Origin of the sequence: Nonomuraea indica (genome assembly GCF_002850745.1) — a bacterium.
Lineage (GTDB): Bacteria > Actinomycetota > Actinomycetes > Streptosporangiales > Streptosporangiaceae > Nonomuraea > Nonomuraea indica.
The window spans coordinates 49503-65154 of the sequence record NZ_KZ559471.1; the positions used below are offsets into that span (position 1 = coordinate 49503).

Genomic DNA, 15652 nt, shown 5'->3' on the forward strand with positions numbered 1-15652 from the left:
GACGTTCAGCCTAAAGGATGATTCTCCGGCGGCGTCCGCCCCGTAGTCTGGAGCAATGCTCCTGGACCGATCCCTACCCCTGCGTGGCCGCCGATGACGTGGGCCGGCATGCTCATCGCCCTGGTCGGCGCGTTGGGATACGCGCTCGGGGCGGCGTTGCAGCAGTACGAAGCCGTGGCGGAGGGCGCCTCGCTCAAGCTGGTGAAGCGCCCCCGCTGGTGGGTCGGCGGAGTGATCGCCTTCACCGGGGCCTGCCTGCACGCCGTGGCGCTGAGCATGGCGCCGCTGGTGGCGGTGCAGCCGATCAGCGTGGCGACGCTGGTGTTCGCGGTGCCGCTGGCCGCGTTCATGTTCGGACGCCGGCCGTACCGGGCGGAGATCCTCGGATCGATCGCCGTGGCGGTGGGCCTGCTCTGGCTCATGCTCCTCGTGCCGGCCCACCACGTCACGCCGCGCCTGAGCGACGGCGCCGCGCTCGGTTTCATCGGCGTGATCGGCGCGATCGTGCTCGTCGCGCAGCTCCTCGCCAACCGGATGCACGGGCCGGGCCGGGCACTGCTGCTCGCCGTGGGGGCGGGGGCCGTCACGGCGAGCGTGTCCACGTTCGTCCGCGTGGTGGGCGGCGGGCTGGAGGGCGACTGGGGGCGGCTGCTGCACTGGTTCACCCTCGCCGTGCCGGTGCTGCTGGTCTGCGCCGTGGTGCTGCTGCAGCACTCCTACGCGGTCGGCTACTTCGGCATCGCGTACGCGGGGGTGCAGGTCGTCGACCCCATCACCTCCGTGCTGGCCGGCGCCATCCTGCTGGGCGAGCCGCTGCCGACCAGCCCGTCCACCGCCGTCCCCGCGCTGCTCGCGGGTGCGCTCACCATCGCGGGCACGATCACGCTGGGCCGGCTGGCCCCCGACCATTCCCGGCCGAAGCCGGTGGACGCCACCCCAGCACCGCGTCCATTGAGCGCAACATCAGATCGGACCTGAGCCGCGAGGCCAGCGCCATCCCGGCGTCGCGCAGCCCGACCACGACGGGGTTGCGCACCTGGGTCGCCCGGCAGATCGACATCGCGCTGCCGGTGATGGCCGCCGTCCGGTCCCGCCGCGCGGCCGTGTAGGCGGCCAGCCCCTGGCCCTCGCCGACCACGTGCGCGAGCACGACCGCGTCCTCGACGGCCTGGCAGGCGCCCTGGCCGAGGTTCGGGGTCATCGGGTGGGCGGCGTCGCCGAGCAGCGCCACCCGGCCGCGGTGGAAGGCGGGCAGGGGGGTGGCGAAGGAGAAGACGTCGTTGCGCAGGATCCGCTCCGGCTCGACCGCGTCCAGCAGCGCCGGGATCGGCTCGTGCCACCCCGCGAACCTGCGCAGCAGCTCCTCGCGCTCGTCGGCGTGCACCGCGCCGGCGGGGGAGAGGTCCGTGGCGTAGAAGTAGACGAGGTCGCCGGCGAGCAGGTGGGTGCCGAACACCAGCCCGCGCCCCCAGGTCTCCGTGCTGGACACCGTCACGTCCGGGCGCGGCGCGAGCCCGCGCCAGGCCGTCACGCCGGAGTAGACGGGGCCGGGGTGATCGGGGAAGAGCGCGCGTCGCGTCGCGGAGTGGATCCCGTCGGCGGCCACGACCAGATCGGCCCGCAGCTCGCCCGCGCCGGCGCCTTCCGGGCGCGCCGGTGAGACGCGCACGGTGCCGGTGTCCGGGTCCACCCCGGTCACCTCGACGCCGAGCCGCAGCCGTTCCCCGCCCAGCGCCTCGGCGAGCAGGCCGATGAGCGTGGCGCGCAGCAGGAGGACCATCGAGTCGCCGTAGCGCTCGCGCGCCCGGTCCTCCGTGGTGGCCACCAGCCACCGGCCGTCCGGCCGGCGGATCCCCACCTCGCCCTGCACCCGCGACAGCTCGCGCACCCGGTCGCCGAGCCCCAGCGTGTCGAGCGCCCGCAACGCGTTCGCCGCGATGACGAACCCCGACCCGACGTTCTCCAGCCGGCCGGCGCGTTCGAGCACCGTCACGTCCCAGCCCCTGCGGCGCAGGGCGACGCCCGCCGTCAGCCCGCCCACACCGCCACCGATCACCACTGCTTCCGGCACGTCCGGCCTCCTCGTCACTACGCCTGTAGTCGGCCCCATGCTACTACGCCTGTAGTTGGGTGTGACTACGGGTGTAGTCGCACGCGTAGGATCGGTGTTCGTGAAGCGTTCCGACATGGTCGCGGAGGCGGCGATCACGCTGCTGGCCGAGCGGGGGATGCGCGGCCTGACCCACCGGGCGGTGGACGAGGCCGCCGGCCTGCCACCCGGATCCACCTCCAACCTGGCCCGTACCCGCGCCGCCCTCCTCGAACTCGCCCTGGCCCGCCTGACCGCTCTGGAGGAGCACGCCCTGGCTCCCGCGATCAGCGGCGGCCCGCCCTCCCGCGAGGAGCTGCCCGACGTGCTGGCCGAGGCGGTGCACGTCCAGGTCAACGACCGCCGGCGCACCCTGGCCCGCTACGAGCTGGCTCTGGAGGCGACCAGGCGGCCGGAGCTGCGCGCGATCTACGACCGGGCGGGCCGCCGTTTCCGCGACCCCGCCGTCGCCCTCCTCGCCGCCGTCGGCTCGCGCGACCCGGTGCGGCACGCGCGCCAGGTGGTGGCGTTCGGCGAGGGCATGATGTTCGACGCGATCGCCGGCGCCGGCGCCGTGCCCACCCGGACCGAGCTCCGCGAGGCCATGCGCGAACTGCTGTCCGGCATGCTCGACCTCCCGCCTGCCGCTCTTCCGTAGCGGAGGCCGCGTCCGCGCCGGGCTGCGGCGCCTTCCGGTCAGCTGCTCAGGCGGGCCCGGTGCTCGGGCCACTCCTCGTCGAGGATGCCGAAGTAGACGGTGTCGCGCCAGGTGCCGTCGGCCCGCCTGCGGTGCCGCCGCAGCGTCCCCTCGTGCACCCCGCCGATGCGGCGGATCGCGTTCTGCGAGCGGGTGTTGAGCACGTCGGTCTTGAGCAGCACCCGGTTGTGACCGAGCTTGTCGAAGGCGTGGTCGATCAGCAGCAGCTTGCAGGAGGTGTTCACGGCCGTGCGCCAGACCGACCGGCCGTACCAGGTCCAGCCGATCTCGATGCTCTCGGCGAAGCCGGGCACGTCGGCGTAGGTGGTCCAGCCGACGGCCCGGCCGCCGTCCCGGACGACGACCGCGAACGGAACGTGCGCGTCGTCGGCGATCAGCCCCGCGGCGACCTCGGCCAGCTCGGCCTCCGTGCGCGGCGTCGGGGTGGGCATCCAGCGCCACACCTCGTCGTCCCGGCCTCCGGCGGCGAACAGGTCGGGGACGTGGGACATGGCCAGGGGTTCGAGCCGTACGACGTCGTTCTCGAGCACCACGGGCGTGGGGAGCTTCGCGGTCATGGCGGCCACCCTAGGCAGGACCGGCCGGGCGCGTTGAGGGCCACACGTGCGATTTTGCCGGCGACCACCTGTGGACCTCATACCGGCCGGTCGGTAGGCTCGCTGCATGGACTTCGCCTTCGACGCCGTCACCGAGGACCTGCGCGGGCGGCTGCTGCGTTTCATGGACGAATGCGTGCTGCCGGCCGAGGCCGCCTTCGCCGAGCAGGCGGCCGCCAGCGGGTGGAGCACGCCGCCGCTGCTGGCCGACCTGAAGGACGAGGCGCGCAAGCGCGGCCTGTGGAACCTGTTCCTGCCCGGCGAGCACGGGGCGGGGCTCACCAACCTCCAGTACGCGCCGCTGGCGGAGATCATGGGCCGCAGCCCGCAGCTCGCGCCGGTGGCCACCAACTGCGCCGCGCCCGACACCGGCAACATGGAGGTGCTCTCCATGTTCGGCAGCGAGTGGCAGCGCAAGGAGTGGCTCGAACCGCTGCTCGACGGGCGGATCCGTTCGGCCTTCGCGATGACCGAGCCCGACGTGGCCTCCTCCGACGCCACGAACATCGCCACCTCGATCGTCCGCGACGGCGACGAGTACGTCATCAACGGCCGTAAGTGGTACATCTCCGGCGCGATGAACCCCGACTGCAAGATCTTCATCGTGATGGGCAAGACGGACCCGGAGGCGCCCTCGCACCGCCGGCAGAGCATGGTGCTGGTGCCCCGCGACACCCCGGGCATGCACATCAGGCGCGGCATGCACGTGTTCGGCTACGACGACGCCGACCACGGCGGCCACGCCGAGATCCTCTTCGAGGACGTACGGGTCCCGGCCGACAACCTGATCGGCGAGGAGGGCGGCGGGTTCGCCATCGCCCAGGCCCGGCTCGGCCCCGGCCGGATCCACCACTGCATGCGCCTCATCGGCATGGCCGAGCGCGCGGTCGAGATGATGTGCCGCCGGGCGCTCGACCGCACCGCGTTCGGCAAGCCCATCGCGCAGCAGGGCGTCGTCCAGGACTGGATCGCCGAGTCGCGCGTCCGGATCGAGCAGCTGCGCCTGCTGCTGCTCAAGACGGCCTGGCTCATGGACACCGTCGGCAACCAGGGCGCCCACACCGAGATCCAGGCCATCAAGATCTCCACGCCGATCACCGTGGAATGGATCCTCGACAAGGCCATCCAGGTGCACGGGGCGGGCGGCGTCTCGCAGGACTTCCCGCTGGCCGCGCTGTGGGCGGGCGCGCGGTCGCTGCGCCTGGCGGACGGCCCGGACGAGGTGCACAAGCGGTCGCTGGCCTACCGCGAGCTGAAGAAGTACATGTGAGAGAGGCGGACGCGGTGCAGGAGACGGGCTCCGGGAAGACGGGGCACGAGGAGCTGTTGAGGGAGCGCGTCGCGGCGCTCCTCGACCGGCACGACCCCGGCGGCGACCGGCTGGAGTGGCTGCGGGCCCGGTTCGACGCCGGGCTGGCATGGGTGTGGTTCCCCGAAGGGCTCGGCGGGCTCGGGCTGCCCCGCGAGCTGCAACAGGTGGTCGAACGCGAGCTGGCCCACACCCCGCAGCTCGACACCGGCGTGCAGGGCATCGGCCTCGGCATGGCCGCACCGACCATCCTGGCGTTCGGCACCGAGGCGCAGAAGCGCCGCTTCCTGCGCCCGTTGTGGACCGGCGAGGAGATCTGGTGCCAGCTGTTCAGCGAGCCCGGCGCCGGCTCCGACCTGGCCACCCTCGCGACCAGGGCCGTCAGGGACGGCGACGAGTGGGTGGTCGACGGGCAGAAGGTGTGGACGTCGGGCGCCCACCACAGCCGCTGGGCCATCCTGGTCGCCCGCACCGACCCCGCCGTGCCGAAGCACCGCGGCATGACGTACTTCGTCTGCGACATGCACGCGCCCGGCGTGGAGGTGCGGCCGCTGCGGCAGATCACCGGCGAGGCCGAGTTCAACGAGGTCTTCCTCACCGGCGTGCGGCTCCCCGACGACCTGCGGCTGGGCGAGGTCGGCGACGGCTGGCGCGTCGCGCAGACCACGCTGATGAACGAACGCGTCGCGATCGGCGGCGCCCCCGTACGGCAGGGCGGCGGCATGGCGGGCGCCGTGCTCGACACCTGGCGCGCGCACCCCGAGCTGCGCACCCACGACCTGCACCAGCGGCTGCTGGAGCTGTGGGTGGAGGCGGAGGTGACCCGCCTGTCCGGCGCGCGGCTGCGCGAGCAGCTCGCCGCGGGCCAGCCCGGACCCGAGGGCTCGGGCATGAAGCTGTCGTTCGCCAGGCTCAACCAGGCGCTGTCCGGCCTCGACGTCGAGCTGCGCCGCGACCTCGGCTACGACGACTGGACCTTCCGCCGCTCGGACACCGTCGACTTCTACGGCCGCGGCCCCGGCTACCGCTACCTGCGGGCCAAGGGCAACTCCATCGAGGGCGGCACGTCGGAGATCCTGCGCAACATCATCGCCGAGCGGGTGCTCGGCCTGCCCGCCGAGCCCCGCGCCGACAAGGACGTGCCCTGGAAGGACCTGCCTCGATGACGCTGCTGTACTCGGAGGTCGAGGAGGAGTTGCGCTCAGCCGTGCGCGGCCTGCTCGCCGACCGTTGCCCGCCCGCCGCGGTGCTGGAGCGGGCCGAGGCCGGCCCTCACGACCCGGCCCTGTGGAAGACGCTGGCGGCCGAGATCGGGGTGGCCGGGCTGCTCGTCCCCGAGGAGTACGGCGGAGCCGGCGCGTCGGCGAGCGAGGCCGCGGTCGTGCTGGAGGAGCTGGGCCGGGGCGTCGCGCCGGTGCCGTTCCTCACCAGCGCGGTGCTGGCCACGCGGGCACTGCTGGACGTGCGCGACGACCCGGGCGCGCCGCACGACGCGCCGCACGACGGGCCGCACGACGGGCCGCACGACGGGCCGCACGACGGGCCGCACGACGGGCTACGCGCTGGACTGTCCGGCGAGCTGTCCGGCGAGTTGCTCGGGCGGCTCGCCGAGGGCCGGGAGACGGCCGCGCTCGTCGTGTCGCTGGCCGCCTCGCCGTACCAGCCGGGGCGCGGCTCGTCGGTCACCGCCCGGGAGGGGCGGCTGTCCGGGGTCGTGTCCGGGGTGGCCGGGGCCGAGGTGGCCGACGTGCTGCTCGTGCCGGCCGGTGGGGAGCTCTACACCGTGGACCCGGCGGCGGCCCGGATCGAGGCGACGCCGTCGTTCGACCTGACCCGGCCGGTCGCCACCGTGACGTTCGCCGACGCCCCCGCCGCCCGGCTCGGCGCCGTGGACCTGGCCGGGGTGCTGAGGTTCGGCGCCGGGCTGATGGCCTCGGAGCAGCTCGGCGTCGCCGAGTGGTGCCTGGACACCACGCTCGCCTACGTCCGCGAACGCCGCCAGTTCGCCCGCCCGATCGGCTCCTTCCAGGCGATCAAGCACCGGCTGGCCGACCTGTGGCTCGACGTGGTCCGGGCCAGGGCGGCCGCCCGGGCCGCCGCCGCCGACGGGTCGGCGCTGGCCGTCGCCGTCGCCCAGGCGTGGAACAGCGGCGTGGCCGTCCGGGTGGCCGAGGAGGCGCTGCAGCTGCACGGCGGGATCGGGATGACCTGGGAGCACCCCCTGCACCTGTTCCTCAAGCGGGCCAAGGCCGCCGAGATCGCGCTCGGCACGCCAGGCGACCACCGCGCGGCGGTGGCCTCACTCGCGGACGTCCCCGGGCCGGAGTGAGGCGAGCAGCAGGTCGGCGAAGTGCCTGCCCACCTGGGCGCCGGTCAGCGGCCCGTCCGCGTGGAACCACGTGCCCAGGTGGTGCACCGAGCCGAAGAAGAAGTCGACCACCAGCTCGGCCGGCACCCGGTCGCTGAACACGCCCTCCCGCTGGCCCTCCGCCACCAGGGCGCGGAAGCGCTCGTGGTAGCGGCGGCGGTCGGCCCGCACGCTCTTCTGGGTCTCGGGAGCCAGCAGGTGCATCGACCGGAAGAAGATCTTGGAGTCGTCGAGGTTGGCCGTGGTGGTCTCGACCACGTCGGCCGCCGCCGCGTGCAGCCGCTCGGCCAGCGTGCCGGGGCCGTCGGCGATCCGGGTCAGCCGATCGGTCTGCATGCGCAGCACGCGGGCGTAGATCTCGTGCAGCAGGTCGTCCTTGGAGGTGAAGTAGTGGTACATGGCACCCTTGGTGACGCCCGCCGCCAGCACGATCTCCTGCACGGACGTGCCCTCGAAGCCCCGATCGGCGAACAACCGCGTCGCCGCGGCCAGCAGCCTCGCGCGCACCGGCTCTTCCTTCACGCCTGTTTCCCCCCTCGTCAACCGCATCCAGCGTACCGACTGGTCGGATGATCGGTTGTACGGGTGGGTGCTATTTCCGTCACCTTAGGGTGCCCTTCCTTCGTATGGGGTATTAATAGATGCGGCGAGGGATCTTCGGCGTGGCAGATCCCGGTTGGTCACCTCACACTGATTCGGGGAGTTTGCCGTGCCCGGTGGCTCTATCTACGTGCAGCAGGACGCCAAGTTCGCAGGCTCGTCCCCCCAGTGGTGGTACGAGAAGTTCTGGCGCGAGGACACCAAGAACCGCCAGAAGTCCAGGGCCGTCAAGGCGGCCGTCGGCGTCGTCGCCGGCATCGGGCTGTCGATCAGGTTCGACCTCCAGCCGCTCGTCCTCTGGGCCCTGGCGGCCGGCGCGCTCGTGGCCGCCGCCGACTGGTGGTGGTGCTGGCGGACGTACAACGCCACCGCCGTCTGGCGCGGCAGGCGGCGCGGCGAGGTCATCACCGGCCGCCTGCTGCGCCGCTCGCTCGGCCGGCGGGGCTACCGCGTGCTCGACGGCCGCGCGATCCGCGGGCAGGCGTCGATCGACCACCTGGTCATCGGCCCGGGCGGCGTCTGGATCATCGACAACGAGTCGTGGAGCCCCGACACCGACATCGCCGCGTACGGCGGGCGGCTGTTCTTCGGCGAGAAGTACGGCTCGAAGGAGGTCAAGCCGCTCGTCGACACCGCCGCGGCCTTCGCCGAGCTGCTGACCCGCGAGACCGGGATCGAGGTCACGATCACGCCCGTGCTGGCCGTCCACTGCGGTTCGCTGCCGCGTGGCGGGTCGGTCACCGCCGAGGGGATCACCCTGGCGAAGCCGCGGGTGGCGGCCAGGCGCATCAAGGCGGTGCCGGACGTCGTCCTCGACGCCGAGCAGATCGAGGTGCTGGCCCGCACCGCGGCGCGCGAGCTCCAGCGCGTCTGACGGGCCCCGACCGGCCGGTGGATCTCACCATCGCGCCGGTGGCGGCGCGATCCACGGCACATTCCTAAGCCCCCCGGACCCCCTCGGCGTCGCGGGTCCGGCCGGGCGGCGGGGCCGGGTCACCGGTGAGGTGCTCCAGTGTGCCGGTGAGGTCGAGCAGGCGGTCCAGGCCGGCGCCACGGTGGTCCAGGTGCAGCCTGACGCCCGCCTCGCCCGCCCGGCGGCGGATCACCAGGAGGGCCGCCAGCCCGCTGGAGTCGCACAACCCCAGACCGGCGCAGTCCAGATGCAGGTCACGCAGGGCGGCGGTGCCCAGGACGGCGGTCGCCGCCTCCAGCAGCTCGCCCGCGGTGGCGTGGTCGAGGTCACCGCGCACGTCGATGCCCACGGCGTGCCCGCCCCGGGGCGTCGTGGTGAGCGTCAGCGGGTCCGCCACGCCGGTTCCTCCGACTCGGGCTCGTCGCCCCGCAGCGACTCACGGGCGTGCGCCAGCATCCCGGTGGCGCGGGGGAAGTCGGTGAGCCGCGCGCCGAGCAGGTCGAGCGCGGGCAGCAGGGTGCGCGGCGGCACTCCGCGGGCCGTGAGGATGCCGGCCGTCCACGACAGGAAGCCGCTGAACAGCTCCGGGTCGTCCAGGTAGAGCGCGGTCCCCAGGAAGTCGACGATGTGCGCCACGTCCTCGGCGGTGTGCCGGCGCTGCCGGGCCGTGTAGGAGGCCATCTCGGGGATGCGCTGTTGCAGCCCGTCCATGACGGCCCGGACCAGCCGGGGGCCCGACTGCGCGACGAAGGTGTACTCCTGGTCGTCCAGGTGCGGCAGGTCGTCGACCGCCTGCCGGTCGAGGGCCGGGCGCGGCGGCGGACCGCCCGCCAGCAGGTCGGCGGCCGTACGGGCGTCGGGCGCCCAGGCGTCGGCGCCGAGCAGGCGGGCGTAGCGGCCGTCGGGGCCGAAGGCGGCGCCGCCGACCAGCACCGGCGTGCCGGTCGCCTGGCACGCCGTGATCGCGGCGTGCGCGCCGGGCAGCCGGGTGGCGATGGAGCTCGACAGCGCCATCGCGTCGGGCGCGGTGCGGTGCAGGTGCGCGATCAGGTGCGGGGTGGGCACCTGCGCGCCGAGATGGTCCACCCGCCAGCCGCGCAGGCGCAGCACCTCGGTGAGGATGCGCGCGGGGAAGGCGTGCCACTCGCCGTCGATGCAGGCCACCACGATCCGGCCGCGGCCCGCCCCCGACTCGCCCGCCCGCGCCGCCCGGCGGGCGATCGGGTGGTGGGCCAGCGCGGCGAGCACGCGTTCGTTGACGGCCGTGGCGGTGTGCTCCTGCGCCACCGTGATCCGGTTGGCCGCCCACTCGCGGCCGACCCGGGCCTGGACCGCGGCGAGCACCTCCATGAGCAGGGTCTCCATGTCGACGCCCGCGTCGAGGGCCGCCAGCGCGACATCCACGGCCGCGTACTCGTCCCCGGCCACCGCCGCGTCCCACAGCCGGTCGGCCCATACGGCGAGGCCGTCGTGCGGCGCGGTCACCGGGCCGGGCTCCGTTCGCTCGCCGGACGTGGGAGGCCGTCGTGCGGCGCGGTCATCGGGCCGGGCTCCGTTCGCTCGCCGGACGGGGTTCGACGGGGGCGGTGATGGCGATGACGGCCATGTCGTCCTGGTCGCCGCCGCCCGCCCACTCGGAGGCGAGCATCTGGACGCGCTCGGTCAGCGCCTCGGGCGGCATGCCCGCGCACTGTTCGAGCTCCTCCAGCAGCTGCTGCTCGCCGAACAGCTCGTCGCCCAGCGGGCCGCCCCGCGCCTCGGTGATGCCGTCGGTGAACAGCAGGCAGGTGTCGCCCGGGTCGAGCGTCACGGTGTCCGTGACGCTGGTGACGGCTTCCAGCATCCCGATGAGGGTGCCCTTGGTGTGGGTCTCCTCGACCCGGCCGCCGGCCCGGACGATCACCGGGGGCGCGTGCCCCGCGCTGGTCAGCCGCAGCCGTACCCGCGGGCCGTCCCGCCGCACGGACGCCAGCACGAGCGTGACGAACGTGTTCCGTTCGCCGGTCAGCAGGACCTGGTTGAGCATGCTCAGCAGGCGCTGGTGGTCGTCGGCCACGGGCAGGAGCGCGTGCAGCGTGTCACGGATCTTGCCGGTGAGCACGGCGGCCTCCAGGCCCTTGCCGCACACGTCGCCCAGCACCACCAGCGACTCCTCGCCGGGGGCGCCGGGATGCAGGTCGTAGAAGTCGCCGCCGACCAGCGCGGTGGCACCGGAGGGGCGGTAGCGGGCCGCCAGCTCCACGCCGTCCAGCCGGCGCGTCCGGGGCGGCAGCAGCTCGCGCATCAGCACCTCGGTGATGGACGCCTGCTCGGCGTACAGGCAGGCCGCCGAGATGGCCGCGCCTGCCCGCGCGGCGAACAGCCGCGTGAACACCTCCTCGCCGGCGGAGAACCCGGCGTGTACGGCGCGCCGCAGCAGCACCAGCGCCCCGGCCGGGACGCCGTGACCGGGCAGCGCCGTCACCACCACGGAGCCCAGCTCGCCGAGCCCCTCGCGGGCCAGCCAGCCGGGGGCGGCGGCGGGATCGATCCAGCGCGAGGGCATCGGCGGGAACCCCCGCAGCGCCTCCTCCAGGCCGGGCACCTGGCCGGGGTCGACGGCGAGGTTCTCGCGGACCACCCGGCCGTCGGGGCCGCAGTAGGCGACCGGGTACCGGTGCCCGCTCTCGGGCAGGATGACCAGGGCCGCGTCGGCGAGGTGCCGGGCGGCCAGCCGGGCGGTCACCTCCATGCACCGGTCGAGGTTCAGCGACGACAGCAGCTCGTTGGAGGCTTCGGCGAGGAAGGCGGTGCGCCGCCGCTCGTCCCGCAGCGCCTCGGACACCCGCTCGCGCTCCGTGACGTCCATCAGCCACCACAGCACGCCGGCGCCGTCGACGGTGGGATGGGCCTCGAAGAGGCTCTCGCCCACCCGCCCGCGCGCCACGGCGCCCGGAGCGGCGCGCGCGAGCCAGTGCGGAACGGCGTCGTCCAGCGGCACGCCGGGCGCGGCGCCCGTCAGCAGGGAGCGCGCCGCGTCGTTGGCCTGGCTGATGATCCCCTCGGCATCGACCTGGAGCACCGGCCAGGGGGCGCTCAGCCACGTCCTGGTCACGCTCGGGCCCAGATCTGGAGTTGCACCCGTCACAACAGCGAGCCCGCTACGGGGCTCTGCCTCCTCAGTGTCATATCGCCCAATTTGTGGACGATTCCTTCACTGTAACCGACACGACTACCCTGCTTACCGCGCGGTAACCACCCGCCGGGCATCAGCCGAGCTGCTCGATGAACGCCGTGAGCTGGGCGACGTTGCGGCACTCGGACATGGGGACGACCGTCCCGTACGCGCCCGCGACGGAGTCGCCCGTGTCCCACTGCCGCCGCGGCTCCGGGTTGAGCCAGTAGGCGTGCCGGGCGCGGCCGGCCAGCGACCGCAGGATGTCCAGGGCCGGCGGCTGGTAGTTGGAGCGGGCGTCGCCGAGGATCAGCAGCGAGGTCTTCGGCCCGACCGCGTCGCCGTAGCGCTCGGCGAACCGCTCCAGGGCGTGGCCGTAGTTCGTGCGGCCGAACCTGACCATGTCCGCCTCCTCGGCGAGCCGCGTCATGGCCTCCACGACGTCCGCGCCCGGCTCGAAGAAGCGGCTGATCTCGTCCACCGTGTCCACGAACCCGAAGGCCCGCACCTTCGCGAACTGCTCTCTCAGCGCGTACGTGAGCAGCAGCGTGAAGTGCGCGAACGACGACACCGAGTCGCTGGTGTCACAGAGGATCACCAGCTCGGGCCGGTGCGGCCGGGGCGGTCTGAAGTGCGTGGTCAGCGGGACGCCACCGGTCTGCAGCGAGGCCCGCATCGTGCGCCGGAAGTCGAGCCGGCCGCGCCGCCCGCGCCGTTGCCTGATCGTCAGCCGGGTCGCCAGCCGCCGGGCCAGCGGGTGCACCTCCCGGCGCAGCCGGGCGAGGTCGGCCCGGGTGGCGCGCAGGAAGTCGAGCTGGTCCAGCGGCGGGCGCACCGCCGAGCGGGCGATGCGCTCCACGCCGGAGTCCTCGGCGATCCGGCGGCGCACGTCGGCGGCGACGGCCTCCTCGAAGCGCCTGACGCCGTCGTGCACCCGCTGCCGGGCCGTCCGCTCGGCCAGCCCGCCGCGCTCGTGACCGGCCAGGACCTCGCGCAGGATGCCGGCCATCAGCGTCTCGGGCGACAACGCCCGCAGCACGCTGTAGGAGAACCAGTTCTGCCGGCCAGGACCGGCATCCTGGCGGCCGAACCGCCCGACCATGGCCCGGGCGAAGCCGCGCAGCTCCGCGTCGGCCTCCGCCCCGCCCATCAGCAGCCGCGCCAGGTGAGCGCGCAGCTCGTCCCGCCCGGCCGTCCCCAGGTCGGGAGGGCCCGTGTCGCCGTCCCCGCCGTCGCCCTCCCTGCCGCCGTCCGGGGCCGCCGGTTCGGGGCGGGCGCCGGGCGGCTCGCCGTACCGGCTGGTCGTCGCGGGCGGGAACCACAGGTCGAACAGCACGTCGAACGCGGCCCGGTGCCCCGGCTTCTTGACCAGCGTCGCCGCGTACGCGGCGCGCAGCGACCCGCGCTCGGCCAGGTCGATGACCCGCAGCGCCCGCGCGGCGTCCAGCCCCTCGGCCAGCGACACCGGCAGCCCCGCCTGCCGCAACGCGTGGACGAACCCGACATGCCTGTCGATGAGCGACATGTCACCCTCCGGCTGTGGGGAGACCGAGCTCCTTGACCGCCCGCGTCTGGTCGGAGGCGTGCTTGAGCACCACCCCCAGGGTGCCCGCCACCGTCGCCTCGTCCAGCTCCTCGCGGCCCAGCGCCAGCAGGGTGTTGGCCCAGTCGACCGTCTCGGCCACCGACGGAGCCTTCTTCAGCTCCAGCGCCCGCAGCGTGGCGACGGTCCGCGCGAGCTGCTCCGCCAGGTCGGCGCGGATCGTGGGCACCTGGCTGAGCACGATGTCCCGCTCGCGCTCGGGGGTCGGATACTCGATGTGCAGGTAGAGGCAGCGCCGCTTGAGCGCCTCCGACAGCTCGCGGGTGGCGTTGGAGGTGAGCACCACGTACGGCCTGCGCGTGGCCGTGATGGTGCCCAGCTCGGGGATCGTCACCTGGAAGTCCGACAGCAGCTCCAGCAGCAGCCCCTCGACCTCGACGTCGGCCTTGTCGGTCTCGTCGATGAGCAGCACCGTCGGCACGCCCGCCCGGATGGCCTTGAGCAGCGGCCGTTCCAGCAGGAACTCCTCGGTGAAGATGTCGTCGTCGGCGCTGGTGGCCTGGATGCGCAGGAGCTGCTTCCTGTAGTTCCACTCGTACAGCGCCCTGGCCTCGTCCAGCCCCTCGTAACACTGGAGCCTGATGAGCTGCGACCCGGTCGCGCGGGCCATCGCCTTGGCTAGCTGCGTCTTGCCCACCCCGGCCGGCCCCTCGACCAGCAGCGGCTTGCCCAGGGCGGCGGCGAGGAACACCGACGTGGAGATGGCGTCGTCGGAAAGGTAGTCCGCGGCGGCGAGCCGCTCCGTCACCTCGGCGGGCGAGTCGAACATCGGTGCTCCCGTCTACGTGCCGAACTTTATTCTAGCCATGCCTCCCGGACCGCCCGCCCGGCGCCGATTCGACCAGAATGCCGAGGGCCGGTATATTCCTCTCAGCACGCAGGCGCCGCTAGCTCAGTTGGTCAGAGCAGCTGACTCTTAATCAGCGGGTCCGGGGTTCGAGTCCCTGGCGGCGCACCGCGAAAATCCCCAGCTCAAGCGTTTGAGCTGGGGGTTCTTTGTTTGACGGCTCGACATATTCGGCTGTCTGGGTGTTGTTGATCTTCGCGCTGCTCGTGGTGTGGTCGTGTGTCCGCGGTGTGTCCGGCCTGATCATCCATCATCCCTTTCGGACACAGTCGGTGGGGGCAGCGGTCGCGTCGTCTTGCTGGCGGAGCCGGTGGTTGCGCAGACAGTGACGGTTTCGGCGTCCAGGGCGATGGTGCGGTCGCTGACCTCCAGCCCTCCCTGAGCTGTAGATCCGCCATTCGAACTGTTCTAATTCTGAGTGCTCCCTGGGTATCGTTGGGCTATGGGGTCTCGCATGGGTAGCATCGGTGGCATGTCCTCGGAGCTGCGTGAACGTGCCGCGCTCGTGGCGCTGTTGCAGCGTCCCGGTGCGAAATGGGCCGAGATCGCGCTCTCGATCCTGGAACAGGGCAGCGCGGTCGCCGTTCTCAACGGTGAGATGCGGATTCAGGAGACCCTGTTCGCCGACACTGACCCCGTGGAGTCGGCGATCACGAAGGCGGAGCACGCACTGGCAGAGTGGGAAGCTCTGGGCATCGGTGTACGGACATGCCTCGATGAGGACTACCCAAGCCAACTGCGTGGCATCCATCAAATGCCGCCGATCCTCTTCTTTCGAGGCCGGCTGATGGAGGAGCGGCGGGCTATCGCCGTTGTGGGGACCCGGCAGGCCAGCGAGAATGGCCTGCGGATCGCCTCCACTGTGGCGCGGGAGCTTGCGGTCAACGGCGTGACCGTGGTGAGCGGGCTGGCAAAGGGAATCGACACCGCCGCCCACCGGGCGGCGCTGGGGGCAGGCGGCCGGACCGTGGCGGTCATCGGCACCGGGATCAATCAGTTCTATCCGGCGGAGAACCATCGCCTGCAGGAGCAGATCAGTCGGGAAGGCCTAGTGATCAGCCAGTTCTGGCCGGATACTCCGCCGAGCCAGAAGACCTTCCCGATGCGGAACGCCGTGATGAGTGGCTATGCGGCGGCCACCGTCGTGGTTGAGGCGCCGTGGAAGAGTGGCGCGCGAATCCAGGCACGGCTGGCGCTGGAGCACGGCCGCCCCGTCGTGATGCCAGATCACCTTCTTGAGCACGATTGGGCCAGGGCATACGCCGAAAGACCAGGCGTCCATGTAGTCTCCAGCCTGAGCGAGTTGCTCTCCGTTGTGGAAAGATTGATCAACCGGTTGAATGCAGGCCCCGACTCGCTTCCGGAGATCCCCGCCTTTGCCTGGAGCAACTGACCCTTGGAACGAGGCGCGGCAACGCGTCGCTGATCAGGTTTCGTATCTACGAAATCCTCTCG

The 15652-nt window shown here is 72.9% G+C and carries 15 protein-coding genes and 1 tRNA gene; 8 read left to right on the forward strand and 8 right to left on the reverse strand.

Annotation, left to right across the window (positions count from 1 at the left end):
• Positions 1-108: 108 nt before the first annotated feature.
• Complete coding sequence (locus CXR44_RS17010) at positions 109-978, forward strand: DMT family transporter (RefSeq protein WP_245899224.1); 870 nt, start codon at positions 109-111, stop codon at positions 976-978.
• On the opposite strand, the gene CXR44_RS17015 is transcribed toward CXR44_RS17010, so the two are convergent.
• Positions 881-2071 carry an FAD-dependent monooxygenase gene (locus CXR44_RS17015; protein ID WP_101787051.1) on the reverse strand — a complete coding sequence of 397 codons (1191 nt, stop codon included), beginning with the start codon at positions 2069-2071 and terminating at the stop codon, positions 881-883. The two genes, CXR44_RS17010 and CXR44_RS17015, sit on opposite strands and share 98 nt — an antisense overlap.
• A gap of 100 nt (positions 2072-2171) precedes the next feature.
• On the opposite strand from CXR44_RS17015, the gene CXR44_RS17020 reads away from it, so the two are divergent.
• Complete coding sequence (locus tag CXR44_RS17020; RefSeq protein WP_245899225.1) at positions 2172-2747, forward strand: TetR/AcrR family transcriptional regulator; 576 nt, start codon at positions 2172-2174, stop codon at positions 2745-2747.
• A 38-nt stretch (positions 2748-2785) separates the two neighbouring features.
• Here the strand turns inward: CXR44_RS17020 and CXR44_RS17025 are convergent, their stop codons facing one another.
• The gene (locus CXR44_RS17025; RefSeq protein ID WP_101787052.1) at positions 2786-3364 is read right to left on the reverse strand and encodes a GNAT family N-acetyltransferase; all 579 of its coding nucleotides are present in this window, start codon (positions 3362-3364) and stop codon (positions 2786-2788) included.
• 106 nt (positions 3365-3470) lie between these two features.
• Between CXR44_RS17025 and CXR44_RS17030 the strand changes: the two genes are divergently transcribed.
• Genes CXR44_RS17030 through CXR44_RS17040 form a run of 3 tightly spaced genes read left to right on the forward strand, consistent with a single transcriptional unit; the run spans position 3471 to position 7041 of the window.
• Positions 3471-4673, forward strand: coding sequence for an acyl-CoA dehydrogenase family protein (locus tag CXR44_RS17030; RefSeq protein WP_101787053.1), 1203 nt, complete (start codon positions 3471-3473; stop codon positions 4671-4673).
• 53 nt (positions 4674-4726) lie between these two features.
• Positions 4727-5878, forward strand: coding sequence for an acyl-CoA dehydrogenase family protein (locus tag CXR44_RS17035; protein ID WP_101787348.1), 1152 nt, complete (start codon positions 4727-4729; stop codon positions 5876-5878).
• Entirely contained in the window at positions 5875-7041 is a 1167-nt protein-coding gene (locus CXR44_RS17040; RefSeq protein ID WP_101787054.1) for an acyl-CoA dehydrogenase family protein, read from the forward strand. Before CXR44_RS17035 ends, CXR44_RS17040 begins: the two co-directional genes overlap by 4 nt.
• Here the strand turns inward: CXR44_RS17040 and CXR44_RS17045 are convergent.
• Positions 7012-7629, reverse strand: coding sequence for a TetR/AcrR family transcriptional regulator (locus CXR44_RS17045; RefSeq protein WP_101787055.1), 618 nt, complete (start codon positions 7627-7629; stop codon positions 7012-7014). The genes CXR44_RS17040 and CXR44_RS17045 overlap by 30 nt on opposite strands.
• A 160-nt stretch (positions 7630-7789) precedes the next feature.
• Here CXR44_RS17045 and CXR44_RS17050 point away from each other — a divergent pair, with 160 nt between their 5' ends.
• Entirely contained in the window at positions 7790-8554 is a 765-nt protein-coding gene (locus CXR44_RS17050; RefSeq protein WP_101787056.1) for a nuclease-related domain-containing protein, read from the forward strand.
• A 64-nt stretch (positions 8555-8618) separates the two neighbouring features.
• Here the strand turns inward: CXR44_RS17050 and CXR44_RS17055 are convergent, their stop codons facing one another.
• The 5 genes from CXR44_RS17055 to CXR44_RS17075 all read right to left on the reverse strand — a co-directional run bounded on the left by CXR44_RS17055 (position 8619) and on the right by CXR44_RS17075 (position 14119).
• Entirely contained in the window at positions 8619-8990 is a 372-nt protein-coding gene (locus CXR44_RS17055; protein ID WP_101787057.1) for an STAS domain-containing protein, read from the reverse strand.
• Positions 8975-10078: a cobalamin B12-binding domain-containing protein gene (locus tag CXR44_RS17060; protein WP_101787058.1), complete on the reverse strand. Its 1104-nt coding sequence runs from the start codon at positions 10076-10078 to the stop codon at positions 8975-8977. Before CXR44_RS17060 ends, CXR44_RS17055 begins: the two co-directional genes overlap by 16 nt.
• Positions 10079-10130: 52 nt before the next feature.
• Positions 10131-11687, reverse strand: a complete 1557-nt coding sequence (locus CXR44_RS17065; protein WP_219601849.1) for a PP2C family protein-serine/threonine phosphatase — start codon at positions 11685-11687, stop codon at positions 10131-10133.
• Between the two features lie 154 nt (positions 11688-11841).
• Positions 11842-13272 (reverse strand): vWA domain-containing protein, encoded by a 1431-nt coding sequence (locus CXR44_RS17070; RefSeq protein ID WP_101787059.1) that lies wholly within the window; start codon positions 13270-13272, stop codon positions 11842-11844.
• A 1-nt stretch (position 13273) separates the two neighbouring features.
• A complete protein-coding gene (locus CXR44_RS17075) occupies positions 13274-14119 on the reverse strand; it encodes an AAA family ATPase (RefSeq protein ID WP_101787060.1) in 846 nt (281 codons plus the stop codon).
• Between the two features lie 112 nt (positions 14120-14231).
• Between CXR44_RS17075 and CXR44_RS17080 the strand changes: the two genes are divergently transcribed.
• Both CXR44_RS17080 and CXR44_RS17085 read left to right on the forward strand, forming a co-directional pair.
• A tRNA-Lys gene (locus CXR44_RS17080) sits at positions 14232-14305 on the forward strand.
• A gap of 364 nt (positions 14306-14669) precedes the next feature.
• The gene (locus CXR44_RS17085) at positions 14670-15590 is read left to right on the forward strand and encodes a DNA-processing protein DprA (protein ID WP_101787350.1); all 921 of its coding nucleotides are present in this window, start codon (positions 14670-14672) and stop codon (positions 15588-15590) included.
• Positions 15591-15652: the final 62 nt, after the last annotated feature.